Source organism: Kurthia huakuii LAM0618, from assembly GCF_000505545.1.
GTDB lineage: Bacteria > Bacillota > Bacilli > Bacillales_A > Planococcaceae > Kurthia > Kurthia huakuii.
In genome coordinates, this window is the sequence record NZ_AYTB01000007.1 from 78490 (window position 1) to 98119 (window position 19630).

The 19630-nt window shown below is 38.1% G+C and carries 19 protein-coding genes; 14 read left to right on the forward strand and 5 right to left on the reverse strand.

Going from position 1 to position 19630, the window contains the following annotated elements; translation table 11 throughout:
* The first annotated feature begins 75 nt into the window (after window positions 1-75).
* The 3 genes from V514_RS0102185 (at window position 76) to V514_RS0102195 (ending at window position 2675) form a co-directional block, all read left to right on the forward strand.
* The gene (locus tag V514_RS0102185) at window positions 76-648 is read left to right on the forward strand and encodes a histidine phosphatase family protein (RefSeq protein ID WP_029498052.1); all 573 of its coding nucleotides are present in this window, start codon (window positions 76-78) and stop codon (window positions 646-648) included.
* A 391-nt stretch (window positions 649-1039) separates the two neighbouring features.
* Window positions 1040-1660, forward strand: coding sequence for a DUF47 domain-containing protein (locus tag V514_RS0102190; RefSeq protein ID WP_029498053.1), 621 nt, complete (start codon window positions 1040-1042; stop codon window positions 1658-1660).
* A gap of 16 nt (window positions 1661-1676) precedes the next feature.
* Window positions 1677-2675, forward strand: coding sequence for an inorganic phosphate transporter (locus V514_RS0102195; RefSeq protein ID WP_029498055.1), 999 nt, complete (start codon window positions 1677-1679; stop codon window positions 2673-2675).
* 225 nt (window positions 2676-2900) lie between these two features.
* Here V514_RS0102195 and V514_RS0102200 read toward each other — a convergent pair whose 3' ends face one another.
* Window positions 2901-3320, reverse strand: a complete 420-nt coding sequence (locus V514_RS0102200; protein WP_029498056.1) for an Ohr family peroxiredoxin — start codon at window positions 3318-3320, stop codon at window positions 2901-2903.
* Window positions 3321-3471: 151 nt separating this feature from the next.
* Between V514_RS0102200 and V514_RS0102205 the strand changes: the two genes are divergently transcribed.
* Window positions 3472-4848: an aldehyde dehydrogenase gene (locus V514_RS0102205; protein WP_029498057.1), complete on the forward strand. Its 1377-nt coding sequence runs from the start codon at window positions 3472-3474 to the stop codon at window positions 4846-4848.
* Window positions 4849-4991: 143 nt separating this feature from the next.
* Here the strand turns inward: V514_RS0102205 and V514_RS0102210 are convergent, their stop codons facing one another.
* Window positions 4992-6605 carry a two-component system sensor histidine kinase NtrB gene (locus V514_RS0102210; RefSeq protein ID WP_235073045.1) on the reverse strand — a complete coding sequence of 538 codons (1614 nt, stop codon included), beginning with the start codon at window positions 6603-6605 and terminating at the stop codon, window positions 4992-4994.
* 82 nt (window positions 6606-6687) lie between these two features.
* On the opposite strand from V514_RS0102210, the gene V514_RS0102215 reads away from it, so the two are divergent.
* From V514_RS0102215 to V514_RS0102245, 7 genes are all read left to right on the forward strand, one after another.
* Window positions 6688-7746: a M42 family metallopeptidase gene (locus V514_RS0102215; protein ID WP_029498060.1), complete on the forward strand. Its 1059-nt coding sequence runs from the start codon at window positions 6688-6690 to the stop codon at window positions 7744-7746.
* A gap of 4 nt (window positions 7747-7750) precedes the next feature.
* Window positions 7751-9223, forward strand: a complete 1473-nt coding sequence (locus V514_RS0102220; RefSeq protein WP_029498061.1) for a UDP-N-acetylmuramoyl-L-alanyl-D-glutamate--2,6-diaminopimelate ligase — start codon at window positions 7751-7753, stop codon at window positions 9221-9223.
* A 144-nt stretch (window positions 9224-9367) separates the two neighbouring features.
* A complete protein-coding gene (locus tag V514_RS20830) occupies window positions 9368-10621 on the forward strand; it encodes a LysM peptidoglycan-binding domain-containing protein (RefSeq protein WP_029498062.1) in 1254 nt (417 codons plus the stop codon).
* A 200-nt stretch (window positions 10622-10821) separates the two neighbouring features.
* A complete protein-coding gene (locus tag V514_RS0102230; RefSeq protein WP_029498064.1) occupies window positions 10822-12396 on the forward strand; it encodes a peptide chain release factor 3 in 1575 nt (524 codons plus the stop codon).
* Window positions 12397-12538: 142 nt separating this feature from the next.
* A complete protein-coding gene (locus V514_RS0102235) occupies window positions 12539-13084 on the forward strand; it encodes an NADPH-dependent FMN reductase (protein ID WP_029498065.1) in 546 nt (181 codons plus the stop codon).
* A gap of 301 nt (window positions 13085-13385) precedes the next feature.
* Window positions 13386-14162 carry a TerC family protein gene (locus tag V514_RS0102240; RefSeq protein WP_029498066.1) on the forward strand — a complete coding sequence of 259 codons (777 nt, stop codon included), beginning with the start codon at window positions 13386-13388 and terminating at the stop codon, window positions 14160-14162.
* 169 nt (window positions 14163-14331) lie between these two features.
* Complete coding sequence (locus V514_RS0102245; RefSeq protein WP_029498067.1) at window positions 14332-15690, forward strand: TrkH family potassium uptake protein; 1359 nt, start codon at window positions 14332-14334, stop codon at window positions 15688-15690.
* Window positions 15691-15726: 36 nt separating this feature from the next.
* Here the strand turns inward: V514_RS0102245 and V514_RS0102250 are convergent, their stop codons facing one another.
* The gene (locus V514_RS0102250) at window positions 15727-17460 is read right to left on the reverse strand and encodes a B12-binding domain-containing radical SAM protein (RefSeq protein ID WP_029498069.1); all 1734 of its coding nucleotides are present in this window, start codon (window positions 17458-17460) and stop codon (window positions 15727-15729) included.
* A gap of 138 nt (window positions 17461-17598) precedes the next feature.
* Between V514_RS0102250 and V514_RS0102255 the strand changes: the two genes are divergently transcribed.
* A complete protein-coding gene (locus tag V514_RS0102255; protein ID WP_029498070.1) occupies window positions 17599-18048 on the forward strand; it encodes a MarR family winged helix-turn-helix transcriptional regulator in 450 nt (149 codons plus the stop codon).
* A gap of 104 nt (window positions 18049-18152) precedes the next feature.
* On the opposite strand, the gene V514_RS0102260 is transcribed toward V514_RS0102255, so the two are convergent.
* Together V514_RS0102260 and V514_RS0102265 are read right to left on the reverse strand one after the other, a co-directional pair.
* On the reverse strand, window positions 18153-18749 hold the full coding sequence (locus V514_RS0102260; protein ID WP_029498071.1) for a CPBP family intramembrane glutamic endopeptidase: 597 nt from the start codon (window positions 18747-18749) through the stop codon (window positions 18153-18155).
* 96 nt (window positions 18750-18845) lie between these two features.
* On the reverse strand, window positions 18846-19040 hold the full coding sequence (locus tag V514_RS0102265; protein WP_029498072.1) for a YkvS family protein: 195 nt from the start codon (window positions 19038-19040) through the stop codon (window positions 18846-18848).
* Window positions 19041-19145: 105 nt separating this feature from the next.
* Between V514_RS0102265 and V514_RS0102270 the strand changes: the two genes are divergently transcribed.
* Entirely contained in the window at window positions 19146-19334 is a 189-nt protein-coding gene (locus V514_RS0102270) for a hypothetical protein (protein WP_029498073.1), read from the forward strand.
* Between the two features lie 107 nt (window positions 19335-19441).
* Complete coding sequence (locus tag V514_RS0102275) at window positions 19442-19624, forward strand: aspartyl-phosphate phosphatase Spo0E family protein (protein ID WP_327059441.1); 183 nt, start codon at window positions 19442-19444, stop codon at window positions 19622-19624.
* Window positions 19625-19630: the final 6 nt, after the last annotated feature.

Genomic DNA, 19630 nt, shown 5'->3' on the forward strand with positions numbered 1-19630 from the left:
TTTTCCTGCTCAGAGGTGCCGATATTCCAATTTTTGTGTTACTATGAGGTGACTAAACAAATGGGGTGGAAAGCGATGACAAAGGTCTATGTAGTAAGACATGGCGAGACAGATTGGAATCGCCAAGGTCGCTTGCAAGGGGCAACGGATGTACCATTGAATACGAATGGTATTGCACAGGCGACCGCATGCCGACAATATTTTTCTGAGAACAAGGCAGTCGCTATTTTTACGAGTCCGCTACAGCGCGCGTATAATACGGCGACGATCCTTAATGAGCCGTTTCAATTACCGCTTACGCCATTGCCGCAATTTAAGGAGCGCACGTTTGGGCAGGCAGAAGGTATGACGTATGAAGAACGCTCAAAAGTATATCCGAGGAAAAATTATCCGGGCCAGGAATCGTTTCCACATTTTATTGAGCGCTTAAAAGAGGGCTTGCGTATTATCGAGCAGCGCTATCCAGACGATACTGTTATTTTAATCGCACATGGAGCTGTCATTCACAATCTATTTCAAATTGTTGAAAATGATGACTTGTTTCCACAAAATGCACGTTTATCAAATGGTGGTATTAGTACAATGTATACGAAAAATGGCAAATGGTGGCTTGGTAAATACAATGAAACACATCATTTAATGCATTAAAATCTACACGAAAGCAGGAGACGCGATGAATGCGACTCCTGCTTTTTTAAGTTTTCTTGAAAACATAATTTGTAAATTGTAAAAGGGTTATTGTCATGAAAAAAACGATAAATGATTGAAAAAGCATCCAAATTAGCTTTTTCAAGTCTTTTAATGCTAGTCTATTGAGCAAAATACTAAAATTGCACTTGTTTTTCCCAATTTATGCATGCTAATATTACAGGATTGTAAATATTGCATTAAGTAATGTAAATTTCAAAGCATATAGTTTAAAAAATTGTTAAGATGACAAAGGAAAATGACAGTGCCATAAAGCACTGTCATCCTAAGGTAGAAACACGAGAACGTATCAATATAAAAAGAAGACACATACAAGCTCTAGGAGGAACTTATGTTTAATCGAAAAAAGGACGATCCATTCTTTAACAAATTAGCGGAGATTGCGGTAAATGTACAAAAGGGTTTACATTTCGCCAATGACTTCCACATCCATAACAAAGAAGATCTAGCTGAAATTAGCAAGCAAATGAAGCAATATGAAACTGACGGTGACAAATTAATTCATGAATTGATCGTTATGTTAAACAAATCATTTATGACGCCAATTGAACGTGAAGATATTTTACAACTTGCAAACAGCATGGACGACGTATTAGACGGTATGGAAGAATGTATCGCTCACTTTGATATGTTCGGTATTGTTGAAGCGGATGATTCGATGAACAGATTCGTAGAAAATATCGTAGCAAGCTCGAATGAAATCGTCTTAGCAATGGAAAAATTACAAAACAAAAAATTAGTTGAGATGCGTGAAAATGCTATTAAAATTAAAGATTACGAGTCAAAATGTGATGAAGTATTACGTAAATCAATCAAGCAACTATTCTTACATGAAACAGATCCAATTCGTATTATTCAATATAAGGATATTTACGAACAACTTGAAGATATCGCAGATGATTGCCAAACTGTAGCGAACACAATGGAAACAATCATCATGCGAAATGCATAAGAGGCAGGTTGGATAAATGGATACACTAATACTTTTAACGCTTTTGGTCGTTGTCTTTGCGTTAGCATTTGACTTCATTAATGGTTTCCATGATACGGCGAATGCCATTGCGACATCGGTCTCAACGCGAGCGTTACCACCCAAAACAGCTGTTATGATGGCAGCTATTATGAACTTTATCGGTGCTATTACATTTACAGGTGTAGCGAAGGCGATTACGAAAGATATCGTCGACCCGTTTGCACTACAAAATGGGACATTAGTAATTTTAGCAGCGTTACTTTCAGCAATTGCTTGGAACTTAATTACGTGGTACTTCGGTATTCCATCAAGTTCATCACATGCGATTATCGGTTCGATTGCTGGTGCAGCAGTTGCGGCAGCTGGCTTCGGTGTTTTAAACTACGAAGGATTTGTAAAAATTTTACAAGCGTTAATTATCTCGCCATTCCTTGCGATAGCAGTCGGATTCTTGATGATGTCTCTCTTTAAAATACTCTTTAAAGGGTTTAACCTCTATAAAACAAATAAAGGCTTCCGTACAGTACAAATTGGTACAGCAGCATTACAATCATTTACACACGGTACAAATGATGCACAAAAAGCAATGGGTATCATTACGATGGCATTAATTGCTGCTGGTATGCAGACAGATGATGAAGTACAAGGTTGGGTGCGTGTAGCCTGTGCGTTAGCAATGGGTCTAGGTACATCAATCGGTGGTTACAAAATCATCAAAACAGTTGGTGGTAAAATCATGAAAATTCGTCCGGTAAACGGTGTAGCAGCTGACCTTTCATCTGCATCAATCATTTTCGGTGCGACATTGATTCATTTGCCGGTATCAACAACACATGTTATTTCTTCAGCAATCATGGGTGTTGGTGCAGCACAACGTGTGAAAGGCGTAAAATGGGGCGTTGCTCGTAAAATCGTCTTAACATGGATTATTACATTACCAATTTCAGCAACATTAGCAGGTTTAATTTATTTATTCTTAAATTTATTCTTCTAAACAAAAAAGGACGCTCACGCTGCATTTGCAACGTGGGCGTCCTTTTTTATCGATTATTCATTTTAGACAAAATAAAAATGGCGGGAGCTCATCTTCCCGCCGAAAAAAACAAACTCGCTCCAGCATCCGGCTGTTATGAGCGAGTAAGTCTGCTATTCAAAAAAGAATAGCAATAGGTTTGGCACCTAATATTTAATTATACATATATTTTTGAGGAATGCAATATTAAAGTTGAGCTTGTGTAATAATTTCTACATCGACATTATTACGCGTCGCTTTAGAGTAAGGACAATTTTGATGTGCTGTCGCCGTTAGTTGCTCACCGTCTTCTTGTGAAACGCCTTGAATATCAACGACAAGAATGACGCTAATTTTGAAGCCGCCATCATCGTCGTCAGATTGTAAGCTGACTTTAGCAGTAACAGTCGAATCAATCGTATGACGTGCTTTTTTTGCTGCTAAATTGAGTGCGCCATCATAGCAGGCAGCATAACCAGCGGCAAAAAGTTCTTCGGGGTTCGTTTTTGTTGGATCGTCATCTTTTGCTGGGTTTGTTAAATCAATATTAAGCGAGCCAGTATTAGACGTGACGTGTCCTTCGCGTCCATTTTTCGCTGTAGCTTGTGAAGTGAAAAAAATTGTCATAAGTATCACCCTTTCTAGTGTTATGTATTAGGTTTCCTCATTTACAACATGTTAAACCGGTTAATTGGAATAATTTGAGAAGGTGTGAATGGAAGCAACGAGCGAAAAAATGATACAATTTGAATAATAGTGAAGTGAAGGGGGCAATAATGTGGAACATATTGAACGTTTAATTACGGAGCAACGTCATTATTTTGAAAGTGGTGCGACACGCTCATTAGCTTTTAGAAAAGAGCAATTGAAAAAACTAAAGCAAGCGATTTCGACGAATGAGAAAAAAATTACCGAGGCACTCTATCGCGATTTGCATAAAAGTGACTTTGAAGCATTTGCGACAGAAATCGGCATTCTTTACGATTCAATCAGCTTTGCGCTAAAAAATTTAGAAGAATGGATGCATCCGGTAACGGCATCAACACCGATTCAATTTCAACCCGCCAAAAGTTTTGTTGTGCGCGAACCATATGGCGTAACGTGTATTATCGGACCGTTTAACTATCCATTTCAACTCGTTATGGAACCGCTTGTTGGGGCTATTATGGGCGGTAATACAGCCATCGTCAAACCGGCTGAAACAGCGCCGCATACAGCGATGATTGTGCGTCAAATTTTAGAAGAGACATTTGAACGTGAATATGTTGCAGTTGTTGAAGGGGAAAAGGAAGTCGTACAAGGGCTTATTCATGCGGAATTTGATTTTATTTTCTTTACTGGAAGTGTGGCAGTCGGTAAAATTGTCGCCGCTGCCTGTGCAGCTCGTTTAACACCATATGCGCTAGAACTTGGTGGGAAAAGCCCGGCGATTGTTGATCAAAGCGCTAACTTAGAAGTAGCTGCAAAACGCCTCGCTTGGGGGAAATTTACGAATGCGGGCCAAACTTGTGTGGCGCCAGATTATGTTTTAGTTCATGAATCGGTTAAGGTACCATTTGTGCGCCAATTGAAAAAAACATTAACGAAGTTTTATGGTAAAGACCCACAAAATACGAAAGACTTTGGCCGCATTATTAATACGCGTCAATTTGACCGCTTAAGTGCCTTGTTACAACAAATGCAAGGAGACGTCATAATCGGTGGTCAGCGCGACCGAGAGGATTTATATATCGCACCAACTATTTTGCAAGATGTGAAATGGAATAGTCCGATTATGGACGAAGAAATTTTTGGGCCGATTATGCCGATTTTAGTATATGAAGATTTAGAAACGGCTATTCGCTTAATTAAAAGGAAGCCGAAGCCGCTCGCCGCTTATTTGTTCTCTGAATCAGATAAAGCAATCGATTATTTCTTAGAACAATTACCATTTGGGGGTGGCTGTATTAACGATACGATTACACATGTCGGCTCACTTCATTTGCCATTTGGCGGTGTCGGTGAGTCGGGTGTAGGAAATTATCACGGCCGCGCGAGCTTTGAATGCTTTACGCATCCGAAATCGATTTTAAAACGTTCGACAAAATTGGCGACTAACGTGTTATTCCCGCCATATAAAAAGAAGGTCGCTCTTGTGAAAACGATTATGCGTTAATAAAAAAGAGGCTTTGACAAACCATTTCATTTTCCTTTTTTAGCGTTCGCCACAAAAAACCGGAACCGCGCCACCGCGCGATTCCGGTTTTTTTTATGCTCATCTGAGACGGTGTTGTTACACGTATGTCCCAGCTTCTTTTATCATAGCGTATCACTTAATGGCAACATAATAATAAACTCTGTGCCAACGCCATATGTGCTATTAATTTTAATATCACCTTGATGCTCATGAATGATTTTTTCGGTGATCATCATACCGAGGCCGGTTCCTTTTTCTTTTGTCGTATAAAATGGTTGGAAAATATTATCGACAATTTCTTGTTTCATACCGATACCGTTATCAGCAATTGTCACGACAACATGCGTGTCGGTCGCAATCATTGAAAACTCAATATGACCTTCTGCCTCAATGGCTTCGATAGCATTTTTAAAAATATTAATAAATACTTGTTTAATTTGATTGGCATCGCCATTAATCATCGCGTTTGGGGCTTTCCATACTTCCTGAATCGTAATGTTCTTTACATTCATTTCAAGTTTGAATAGCGCCAGCATATCTTTTAACACTTGTTCGATATTAAAGTTTTTAGCATCATGTGCATGCGGTTTTGATAACACTAAAAATTCGCTAATAATTAAGTTAATGCGATCGATTTCAGATTTGATTAATTTTGTATAAAATTCGTACGGCGAGCTTGCGTCCTCATTCATCATTTGTACGAATCCTGAAATGACGGACAGCGGGTTTTTGACTTCATGTGCAACACCAGCGGCAATTTCACCTGCCATTTTTAATTTTTCAGATTGTACGCGCAATTCTTCGGCTTCTTTACGGTACGAAATATCACGTGTTATAACGGATGTCGCAATAACTTGCCCATTCGCATCAAAAATAGGGGATAGCGTGACTTCGGCATCAAAAACCGTCCCATCTTTTTTCATATCTTTTGTTTGCAATAAGTCAAAACTTTTGCCGACAACCATATCTTCAACACGCTGTTGTGACGCTTCATAATAGTCTGGAGGAACCATTGGAATTTGTTTGCCGATGCTTTCTTCTAATGACCAGCCATACAATTGAACGAAGGCAGGGTTTGCTGCGATGACCTTATTATTTAAATCAAAAACGGCGATACTATCTTTGGCGTTTTCAAAAAATAATTTTAAATAACCTTCTTTTGATTCAAATTCCTTTTCCATATGGTCATTTTTTCGTTCAATCGAGCGATTTGACGCGTGTAAATAAAGAGCCTGAATAATGCTAAATGTAGTAAGGAATAAAATAGAAATGATAGACCAAAACAGTTGTTCATGCGACAATGCATGCCATAGATGTGGAAATAGCCAATACATTAACAAACCAATTTCGCTAAACGTAATCACCAGCATGACGGTGTTTAAAATAAATGAGAAATAAAGTGAAATAAGCAATAACCCAAAAATTAAAAATAACACGTAAAATGGGTTGTTCGTATTAATTAATGTGACAACACCTGTTACGTTTAATAGCAAAATCGTCATAATTGCCATGAGTCGTTCATCGACTTTGCGCGTCGCAAATAGAATGTTTAATAGGATACCTGTTATGACACAGATGATGGGTGCGGTTAGAGGATAGTCTAGTCCGCGGATAATACATAGAAACGTAAATAAAAACATGCCGAGTGTATAGAAAAATAGCAAGAATTGATTTCTTCTACGCAAACTAGTAGAGTTCTTCATAAAGACACCTCGAATACTTGATAGTACCATCATACCATGATTTGTCGCTGTCGGAAAAAGTCATATTTTGATATGATGAAAGAACATATTTTATAAACAAAGGAGATTGTCTACTGTGGAAATTTTTAATGAACAAGAAACCATACAATTATTAGAAACGTTAACAAATACACCAAGTCCATCAGGTTACACAATGAAGATTATGAAATTAATGGCTGGAATGCTTGATGATATCGGCGTATCGTATGTGCAAACAAACAAAGGCGCTATCATCGCGACCGTGAAAGGGAAAAATGATGCGCGTCATCGTTTATTAACAGCGCATACCGACACATTAGGTGCAATGGTCAAAGAAGTGAAACCATCTGGTCGCCTGGCGCTATCGAGGGTTGGTGGCTTTCGCTGGAATGCGGTAGAAGGAGAATATTGTACAATTCATACCGCGCGAGGTGAGGCAATTCGTGGTACTATATTAATGCATGAAACATCTGTCCATGTTTACAGTGACATGGGTAAATTACCACGCGATGAAAAGCATATCGAAGTGCGCGTTGATGCTAAGACGACAACAGCAGAACAGACGCGTACATTAGGTATTGAAGTAGGCGACTTTATTTCATTTGATAACCGTTTTGAGTTTACGGAATCAGGCTTTGTTAAATCTCGCCATTTAGATGACAAAGCGAGTACAACACTTCTTATCCAATTGTTAAAATTGATTAAAACAGAGAATATTGAACTCCCATATACAACTCATTTTTATATTTCAAACAACGAAGAAATCGGTTATGGGGGAAATGCAAGCGTACCGGAGCAAACCGTAGAGTATATTGCCGTCGACATGGGTGCAATTGGCGATGGCCAACAATCTGATGAATATACGGTTTCGATTTGTGCGAAAGATTCAAGTGGCCCGTACCACTATGAGTTGACTCGTCAGTTAGTAGCTCTTGCTAATGCCAATAATATCGATTACAAACTCGATATTTATCCACATTATGGTTCGGATGCATCGGCAGCAATTCGCGCAGGCTTTGATGTGCGCCATGCATTATTCGGTGCAGGCATTGAATCATCACATGCTTTTGAACGTACCCATGTAGACTCATTACGCCATACGGCTGCTTTATTATACGCTTATGTCACTTCTCCAATGATTGATGAGGAGGACTAATTTTATGCAAACTACAGAACTATTACACCGCTTAGCGCAAAAACGTATTGTCGGTACACTTCCTGAAGAAGTGCGCAATATGGCAATTGATTCACGCGCAGTAGAAGAAAAAACGATTTTTATTTGTATTAAAGGTTATACAGTAGATGGCCATGACTATGCGCAACAAGCTGTAGATAGTGGTGCAACAGTTGTTGTGACAGAACGTGAATTGGATTTAACGGGCGATGTTGCACAGGTTATCGTGCGTAGCACAGATCGTACGCTAGGCATTTTAGCGGCGAAATTTTTCGATTATCCATCACAAGATATTACGATGATTGGTGTAACTGGTACAAATGGTAAAACGACGGTCTCGAATATGATTGAAAAAATGCTGCTTGGTTTAGGGATTAAATCAGCGCTTAAAGGGACAATTGGTTTCGATATTAACGGCACATTGTATCAATCTTCAAATACAACGAGTGATGCCTTAACTACACAACAAATGATCTTCCGTGCCAAGTCAGAGCATTGTCGTGCGATGATTATGGAAGTGTCGTCACACGGTCTTATATTAGGACGCGTAGCAGGTATTGACTTTGATGTGGCGATTTTCACAAACTTAACGCAAGACCATTTAGATTTCCATGGCACAATGGAAAACTACGGCAATGCAAAAGGCATGTTATTCTCTCAATTAGGTCAAGACTTAACGAAAGATAAACATGTCGTGTTAAATTCAGATGACGCGTGGAGCGAGAAATACGAAACATTAACACCATTCCCAATTTGGCGTTATGCACTTCATGATGATACAGCGGATTTCCGTGGTATTGATATCGCGTATCATGATGAACATACTGAATTCACAATGGTAACACCAGAGGGCGACCGCCATGTAGAATTAAAATTATTAGGTGAGTTCAACGTCTACAACGCATTAGCAGCTGTGGCGGCACTTTATGCAAAAGGCTATCCAATCGATGATGTAATCGAACAATTAGAAAGCTTAACGGCGATTAAAGGTCGTATGGAACGCGTGCCAACGGGTGATTTACCAATCGATATTTTTGTCGATTATGCGCATACACCAGATGCGATTGAAAAAGCGATTGATGCAGCGATGCCCTATAAAAAAAATAAAATGATTTTCGTTATCGGTACAGGTGGTAACCGTGATAAATCAAAACGTCCGGATATGGCTCGTAAAGCTTCAAAAGCAGAATATGTTATTTTAACAACAGATGATCCACGTTATGAAGCGTATGATTCGATTATGAACGACCTTGAAAAAGGAATGGAACATGAAAATTATGCGTGTATCGGGGACCGTGAAGAAGCGGTACGTCATGCGGTACAAATGTCTGAACCAGGCGATTTAATATTGTTCGCAGGGAAAGGTCATGAAGATTATCAAATTATTGAAAATACGAAATACCCACATAGCGATGCACAAATTGCTTTAGATGAAGCAACAAAAAAATATTCAAAATAATTATTGCGCTAAAATGACATAAACATTACAAATATGTGATGTTTATGTCATTTTTTTAGTGTCCTACCCAATTTGATACATTAATGGTATTCTAATGTTATACGATAGTAACAGAAAAAGGTTATAAGAGAAGGGACTAGTTACATGAAACAACAAAGCAAATGGCTTGCGGCAGCGATGGCAACAGTTGTGACAACGGCGTCACTTGCATCGACTGCTCAAGCAGCAACACCAGCTGTGCAAAAAGAGTCAACAGTAAGCAATTTAACAACGAATACAGCTGAGGAAAACACAAAAGTTTTAGCAAAAGCAAAAAGTGCGACAGCAACAGTTGAAAGCTTCATTGATGAAATTTCACCAGATGTTGTGACGCTTTCTCAACAATATGGCATTTATGGCTCGGTTATGATGGCACAAGCGATTTTAGAAAGTAGTTATGGTCGAAGCGCGCTAGCTTCTGCACCAAACTATAACTTATTCGGCATTAAAGGTGACTATAACGGTCAATACGTTAATATGAAAACTTTAGAAGATAACGGTAAAGGGCAGTATTATACGATTACAGCTAAATTCCGTAAATATCCTTCTTACAAAGAGTCACTTGAAGATAATGCAAAAAAATTACGTTATGGCGTAAGTTGGAATGCAAAATACTATAGCAAAACATGGCGTGAAAACGCAAAAACATATAAGGATGCAACGAAAGCTTTAACAGGTACATATGCAACAGATACTCGTTACAGTGCAAAATTAAACGATTTAATCGCACGCTATGACTTAACGCAATTCGACGCACCACTGACAACCGATTCTGGTAGCTCCGATACGACGATTTCACAAATAGGAAATTCGCTGTCAAAAGGGACAACGTATGTTGTGAAAAAGGGCGATACACTAACAAAAATCGCTAAAAAATATGGCACAACAGTGAAAAACTTAACGAGCTGGAATTCATTAAAAACAACGACAATTTTTGTTGGTCAAACATTGTACGTTTCTAAGTCTGTACCTACTGTCAATGCAGGCGATGATTCATCAACGAATACAACGGTAACACCAGCAGGCGATGATGCAGAATTAGATGTGACACAAAAGCCAAATAAAGTGACGATTCATACCGTGAAAAAAGGCGAAACATTAACAAAAATCGCTAAAACATACGGCACGACGGTTACGAACTTAAAAAAATGGAATGGCCTATCATCAACAACGATTAAAGTCGGTCAAAAATTAAAATTGAATGCAAATGCCAATGTGACATATAAAGTAGCGAAAGGCGATACACTAACGAAAATCGCCAAAAAATATGGTACGACGGTTACAAACTTGAAAAAATGGAATGGCTTAAAATCATCAACGATTAAAATCGGCCAAGTACTAAATGTTACAAAAGCATAATCATTATATGAAAGAGGATGATGTAATCGAAGCACATCCTCTTTTTTCATGCTTTCATTTTTGATATACTTGATAAGTTAAGTAATAGAACACGAGCATTTGAATTTAAACTAATAGGTGATATCCCATGTAGGTGTACAAATAGCAGTTATAAATGGAATGATTGATCGTATAAGTGATTTAAAATAAAGGAGAACAATATGACTACGAATTTAGAACAAGATATTCTTTCACGTCGTACTTTTGCCATCATCTCTCACCCCGATGCTGGTAAAACGACAATTACAGAAAAACTTTTATACTTTGGTGGCGCAATTCGCGATGCGGGTACTGTAAAAGGTAAAAAAACAGGGAAATTTGCGACATCTGACTGGATGGAAATCGAAAAACAACGTGGTATCTCAGTAACATCTTCTGTGATGCAGTTTGACTATGATGGTTGCCGCGTGAACATTTTAGATACACCTGGGCACCAAGACTTCTCTGAAGATACGTATCGTACATTAATGGCCGTTGATAGTGCTGTCATGGTAATTGATGCTGCGAAAGGGATTGAAACACAAACGAAAAAACTATTCCAAGTTTGTCGTATGCGTGGGATTCCTATTTTCACATTCATCAACAAATTAGACCGTCAAGGTAAAGAACCACTTGAATTAATCGAAGAGTTAGAAGAAGTGTTAGGCATCCATGCATATCCGATGAACTGGCCAATCGGTATGGGGAAAGAATTTTTAGGAATTTATGACCGTTACAATCGTCGCATCGAGCAGTTCCGTACAGAAGAGGATGAACGTTTTATCCCGTTAAACGATGAAGGCACGATTGATGTTGAGAATGATATGACGAAAACATCTTATTATACGCAAGCATTAGATGATATTTTATTACTAGATGAAGCAGGCAATGATTTCTCGGAAGATGCGATTTCAAAAGGTCAATTAACACCGGTATTCTTCGGTTCGGCATTAACGAACTTTGGTGTGCAAACATTTTTAGAAACATACTTGAAATTTGCGCCAGGTCCACAACCTCGCTTAACAGAGCAAGAAACAATCGTTGAGCCAACGGACAAAGATTTTTCAGGTTTCGTATTCAAAATCCAAGCAAATATGAATCCAGCTCACCGTGACCGTATTGCGTTTGTACGCATTGTGTCAGGTCAATTTACGCGCGGTATGAATATTACGATGACACGTACGAACAAGTCATTTAAAGTGACGCAAGCAACAACATTCTTAGCGGATGACCGTGAAACTGCGAATGAAGCGTTAGCAGGTGACATTATCGGTTTATACGATACAGGGAACTATCAAATTGGTGATACAATCGTCGGTGGCAAAAAGAAATTCCAATTTGAAGCTTTACCACAGTTCACGCCGGAACTATTCGTTCGCGTAAGTGCGAAAAACGTTATGAAACAAAAGCACTTCCACAAGGGGATCGATCAACTTGTGCAAGAAGGTGCGATTCAATACTATAAAACATTGTTTACAGAAGACATTATTCTTGGTGCCGTTGGTCAATTACAATTTGAAGTATTTGAAAACCGCATGAAAAATGAATATAATGTCGATGTCGTGATGGAGCCGATTGGTCCAAAAATGGCGCGTTGGATTAGCAATGAGGAAGTAATTAAAGATTCAATGACAGGTCCACGTTCTATTTTAGTAAACGACCGTTATGGCAATAAAGTGTTCTTATTTGAGAATGAATTTGCGATGCGCTGGTTCCAAGATAAATATCCAGAAGTTGAGCTTTATAGCTTACTATAATCACACGAAAAAAGATGCTTTCTTTTAACGAAGGCATCTTTTTTTTGACGCATTTTTGCATGGTAAGTTAAAATGGTTGAAAAATGCGACGGTAAGCGATACAATTTTCTTGAATTTAAGACAATAATGGAGGTTATCGCACATGAAAGTAGTAGGGATTGTAGGTTCAGTTCGACAAGAATCATTAAATAAAACATTAGCAAATTTTGTGGCAACACAATCTGCAAGTAAATTTGATATGGACGTTTTAACGCTAGAAAATATTCCATTATACAATCAAGATATTGAAAATGACGCGCCGCAAGCCGTAAAAGATTTTAAAGCAAAAGTGGCAGCAGCGGATGCGGTTATTTGGTTTACACCGGAATACAATGGCACAATGCCGGGTGTATTAGTGAATGCAATCGATTGGTTATCACGTATTAATAAAGTGATGGTTGGCAAACCGTCATTAGTAATGGGTGCTTCAATGGGAGCGCTTGGTACTGTAAAAGCGCAAGCACATTTATATGATGTATTACGCTCACCTGGTATTGATTCACCGTTTTTAGCAGGCGCAAATCAAGTGATTGTTGGTGCAGCGCATACGAAATTTGACGAGCAAGGTAATTTAACGGACGAGGGTACAGTGAAATTTTTAGATATGGTGACAACAAACTTTGTTGAATTCGTTGAAAAAAATAAATAACTACTAACAAGTGAGTTCGCTTTTTTATCATTTTTTGGGAATGCCTGAAAAAAAGTTACTTTTTTATTTACTTTTTTAAAAGATTATTGTTATAATAGCAATAACAACAAACAGAATAAACTTTTGACTTCGGTCAAGGGGGAGTAGCTATAGGACGCGTTCCTATACTTATAATCGTCAATACATGATCTAAAGAGAGATCATCGGTTATAAGAGCAAAAAGTTTTTGCTTAGTGAGACCTTTGCCTTTATTTAGGCATGGGTCTCTTTTTGTTTGTTCAATAAAGGAGGAGAACACAATATGGAATTATTATTAGAGTATGGTTGGGTATTACTCGTTTTAGTTGCATTAGAAGGTTTATTAGCGGCAGATAACGCTGTTGTAATGGCCGTTATGGTAAAGCACTTACCACGTGAACAACAGAAAAAAGCATTATTTTACGGGTTACTAGGTGCGTTTGTCATGCGTTTCGCAGCACTATTCATGATTACATTAATCGTTGAATTATGGTGGGTGCAAGCAATTGGTGCGGCATACTTATTATTCATTAGTGCGAAAAACTTATATGATCTTAGGAAAGGCCATGATGATGACGATGATACCGCTGAAGCTGACGACAAGCCAGCGAAAAAAGGTTCAGGTTTCTGGATGACCGTTGTTAAAGTAGAGGCAGCTGACTTAGCATTCGCGATTGATTCAATGCTTGCAGCGGTAGCTCTTGCTGTAACATTACCTCACTGGGGTGAATGGGAAATCGGTGGTATTAATGGTGGACAATTCACTGTCATGTTCTTAGGTGGTATGATTGGCCTTATCATCATGCGTTTCGCAGCACAAGCATTTGTTAAGTTATTACAAAAATATCCTCAACTTGAAACAGCAGCTTTCTTAATCGTAGGTTGGGTTGGTGTGAAATTAACAGTTATGACATTAGCGCATAAAGATATTGGCGTTCTAGATGAAAGTTTCCCTCATTCATTTGGATGGAAAACAACATTCTGGACAGTATTAATTATTATCGCAGTAGGTGGGTACTTCATGGGTGTCCGCGGTGCGAAAAAAAACGAACAAAAATAATACGTTACAAACTCGGTGTGTACTAGCATCGAGTTTTTTAATGGTTGCTAATACAACTATAGGGAATAATATATTGACAATTCCTTCATATAAGACTGTCTTTCTTTTTACAAACTTTTCTCCTACAATAGGATATTATGAATTTAATTAACTGAAAGGACTCGATTTTATGGGAGGTATAAAAAAAATAAAAAAACGCGCAACACCTTTCCAAGTAATCGTTTTATATTATTTTGCGGCGATGACTGTTTCATTTATCCTATTAAGCTTGCCAGGTGTACATAAGCCTGGCGTTGAGGTATCGTGGCTAGATAGTTTATTTACAGCGGTTAGTGCTGTTAGTGTAACGGGTTTAACAACGATTAATATTTCGGAAACGTATTCGTTATTTGGCATTATTATGTTGCTTGTTGTGCTGCAACTAGGTGCGATTGGCATCATGTCAGCAGGTACATTTTTATGGCTCGTAGTTGGGAAAAAGATTGGTTTGCGAGAACGTCAATTAATTATGGTCGATCATAATCAATATAATTTGTCCGGCGTCGTGCATTTAATTAAAGAAATCATTAAAATTTTGCTGACAATTGAAGCAGTGGGCGCGTTTATTTTAACATGTTATTTTTATTTTACACCGTATTATGAGACATTTAGTCAAGCACTATTACATGGTATATTTAGCGCTGTTTCTGCGACGACAAATGGTGGCTTTGATATTACAGGTACGTCGATGGCACCGTTTCGTAACGACTATTTTGTACAAGTCATCAATATGATTTTAATTACACTAGGTGCGATTGGCTTCCCCGTATTGATCGAGGTCAAAGCCTTTTTAAAGCGTAAACATAATGAAGTATTCCGTTTTTCATTGTTTGCAAAAATTACAACGGTGACTTATGCGGCATTATTTGTGTCAGGGACGCTCATCGTATTATTAATTGAATCATTCCATTCATTTAAAGGAATGAGCTGGCATGAAGCGTTGTTTGCGGCGATGTTCCAATCAAATTCAACACGCTCTGCGGGCCTGACAACGGTTGATGTGACGCAATTCCATGAATCAACCGATATGTTTTTAAGTTTTTTAATGTTTATCGGCGCATCACCTAGTTCAGTAGGCGGTGGTATTCGTACGACAACATTTGCGATTGCCGCATTGTTTATTTACAATTTTGCACGCGGTAAAGAAGATATCCAAGTGTTTAAACGCGAAATTTATTTAATCGATGTCTATCGTTCGTATGCGGTTATTTTATTAGCGTGTATTATGGTGCTATTTTCAACGATGATTTTATCTATCTCTGAAAAAAATGCCTCATTAATTCAAATTGTTTTTGAAATTACATCTGCGTTCGGTACGTGCGGGATGTCGCTCGGACTGACTGATGATTTAACGTCATTTGGGAAGGTCGTCATTATGCTGCTAATGTTTATTGGACGTGTAGGCTTAATTTCATTCCTATACTCATTAGGTGGCAAAGCAGAAAAACCAAAGTTCCACTATCCAAAAGAACGTGTAATTATCGGATAATAAAAAACCACTCCTATGTAAAGGAGTGGCTTTTTTTTAGGCTAGTTGGGTTTCAATCATGCGGAAGTGCGTTTTACCTGATGGTTCAAAGTAAGTTAATAAGTAACTTTCTTTGGCTATAAAGTCCCCACGGTGAGCTGCTTCTACATCGATATGGCAAGGAACGATTAACGTATGCTTGAACAATTCTTTTTCGCTTAGACCAAAGCGTTGTGCTTGTTCTGCTTGTAATAGTTGTTCGTATAATGGACGCGCCGCATCTTTTGAGAGCGCATTTTGCCACCATACTTTACGCGGGAAGAAGCGCTGTGCATCAAAGTAGTCAAGCTGCATAAAGTTTTCGACGATTTGTGTATCGACGCCGCCACGTTTTTCAAGGAAGCCGAGTAGGCGAGTGAATAAATCTTCTAGTTGATGACCGATTTTTGACCAGCCTTGTTCATCCCAGTACGTGCCAAATTCTTGAAAGAAGTCGAATGGTGAATCAAATACTTCTTTTACTAAATATTCGATTGTTCGATTCATGCGATGGTCATTCCAATATTTCTCTAAAATATCTTCAGTCTGTTTAATGCGTAAAATTTCATCAAATGTTAAGACGTTGTTTGAAAAAATTTCATAGGGCGCAAGGTCAATATAGTCGTAACCATATTTTTCGGCATCGATTCGTAGACCTGTACCACGCAGCAGTTTTAAGAAGCCAAGTTGTAACTCTTCAGGGCGCATTGCAAACACATCGTTGAATGTTTTGCGGAAGCTCATATAGTCCTCTTCAGGAAGACCAGCGATTAAATCAAGATGTTGGTCGATTTTGCCACCATCTTTCACCATCGTGACCGTACGTTTTAATTTCTCAAAGTTTTGACGGCGTTTGACAAGGTCGTTCGTTTCATCATTTGTTGATTGCACGCCGATTTCAAAGCGGAACAGACCAGCAGGTGCATTGTCATTTAAGAAGTTAATCACTTCAGGGCGCATAATATCTGCGGTAATTTCAAATTGGAATACGACGCCAGGTTTATGCTCATCAATTAAAAATTGGAACATTTCCATTGCGTAGCTCCGGCTAATGTTAAAAGTGCGGTCAACGAATTTAATCGTGCGTGCACCATTTTCCATTAAGTAGCGAATATCTTCTTTGACATTTTCACGATTGAAGTAACGAACGCCGACTTCAATTGATGATAAGCAAAATTGGCAGTTAAACGGACAACCGCGGCTCGTTTCAATATACGCGACACGGCCAGGAATATGGCGTTTATCTTCATCAAAGCGGTAAATACTTGGCATCGTACGCAACTCTACTTTTGGTGCGGCAGCATAGATTTTTACTTTGTTATCTTCTAAATAACATACGCCAGGTACATCTTCAAGTGGGATTTCGCCGTGTAGGTGCTGTAAAAGTTTTTTAAATGAGATTTCACCTTCACCCATTAGAATATAGTCAATGAGGCCATCTAAGCGGCGTAACCAGTCATGGACGTCGTACGATACTTCAGGGCCACCTAAAATAATTTTTGTATGGGGGCTTACTTTGCGTAACATGCGAATGACATGAATCGTTTCTTCGATATTCCAAATATAGCAACTAAAGCCGACAATATCAGGCTTCTTTTGGTAAAGGTCAGAGACGATATTAAACGCAGGGTCCTTAATCGTATATTCAGCTAGCTCCGGGTCAAATTCCGGTCTAGCATAAGCTTTTAAATAGCGAATTGCAATATTCGTATGAATATATTTCGCATTCAGTGTTGCGAGTACAGTTTTCAAATGTAGAAACTCCTTTAAATTAGTGTGAGAGATATGCTTAGTGTATCAACAATGGCGCCCTGTGACAAACTCGTTTTGACAAAGCAAATTAGGAATCGCTATAATAGGTCTAATGTGAAAAAATAAAGGATGATACGAATGGCTTCTTCAGAAGAAATCAAACAATCTCTTAAATTATATATTGTGTTGTCACGCGCGCATAAAGCAATCAATGAAGTGACAAATCAGTTTTTCCAAGAGAATGGCTTAAACCCAACAGAATTTGCGGTACTCGAGCTGCTTTACCATAAAGGTCGCCAGCCACTACAACAAATTGGTAACAAAATTTTATTAGCGAGTGGCTCGATTACGTATGTGATTGATAAACTTGAAAAACGAGGTTATTTACAACGCCTTGCTTGCCCGAATGATCGCCGCGTGACGTATGCGGAAATTTCAGAGAAGGGCAGTGACTTTATGGCAGAACTTTTCCCACGCCATGAAGTGCAATTAAATCATTTAGTGAGCTCACTTGATGCTGATGAAAAAAATCAGGCAATTCAATTGTTGAAAAAATTAGGGTTATCAATTAAAGATTTATCGTACTAAAAAATAAAGGACGGCTCATCGTTTGATGCGAGCCGTCCTTTTTATTGAGCTATTAACGCGGTGTATAAATACCAAAAATAGTAAAAATGGTGTAGATTATGTAGCTAATAAAGTGGTAATAATAAGAAAAGAAGTGTTACTATAACAATGTGAATGAGAATGATGACAGGCATACTTTTTGTACGTTCATAAATAAAGCCAATGACAATACCGCTGAAAAACGCCGCAATACTTGGCATATAAAAGCCATTTAACATAAGTGGAATCGCAAAGGCTAGTGATGCGACAATAATTGCCAACGTCGTGCGTAAAAATTGCTTTAAATATTGTTGAACGAAACCTCGCCAATACAATTCTTCAGCGACAGCAATAATCAAGATGAGTAACACATATTCAAACAATGATTGTGGTGAAAATTGCGTAAGAAATTGCTGGACGTTTGTCGTCGCTTGTTGAGGCAATAATTCATAGATGCCTAAGATGAGAAAGTAACCGATGACACCACTTGGAATGCCTAATAGTAAATATTTTGTTGTCGAAAGTTCATCAAAAACTTCTGAAAATGTTTTACTAAAGGCAACGCATAAGAGCATTGAAAAAGTATATGTATACCAAAAGAGCGGCGGGTTTTGAAAGCTAACAGTCATCAATGCGAAAACAGCTAGTAATGACAATACGAAAATAACATGATAACGACGCATAAATCCAAGTCCTCCTAAAAAAATAATACCGCCCTAGAAGGACGGTACTTCATTACAGCTATTGTATGGTGTAATCGTGTGTAGAGCAAGTGGATATTATTTCGCTGCTTGTTCTGCAATTACTTGATAGCGTTTATGATTGATAACCGTACGTTCTTCTAACTCAAGGCTACGGAAATTATCCATATATGTTAAATTAACAATTACAGAGTTTTCGTTTACTTTTTCTACTATACCTTGCAGACCATCACCGAATTCAATGATATTTCCCAGTTCTGCTTTTTCTGCCATAATCAACAGCCCCTTTTGCAATAATATTGTAAATAGTGTGCATGAATTTCTATAAAAAGTAAAATGAAAACTATCGAAAAAAACAAAAAAAGGAAGTAATTTACAATGAAAGATTATAATTCAATGCTAGATGACTTAAAAAATGGAAAAATCGCTTCAATTGATGTAGATAAAAATGAATTTTATGCGATAAGAGAAATTGTTATTAGAAGAGAAGAATTTAAACACTTTAGAGGTATTGCAAAGCAAGGAGGCAATATTTCCTACGTGTATTCTATCGAAGGAAGAAGTTAAAATGTCGAATTATGTCGTAAATTTCATCTCCGAAAAAGTGGAAATAATAGTATAATAATGAACGTTACGAAACGATTGAAAAGCTGAGATAGAAGGAGGATGGACAAATGATGTCTGATGCAATTTTAAAGAAATTAGAACTCACTCGTGAAAAAATGATTCAATCAGGTCTAGAAAAAGGATTTTTGAATGATGAAACCATCCGCTTAAGCGAAAAACTTGATCAACTTCTAAATCTTTACCAATTTCACACAGCGAATGATGTAAAAGAATACGATAATATCGATTAATCATCG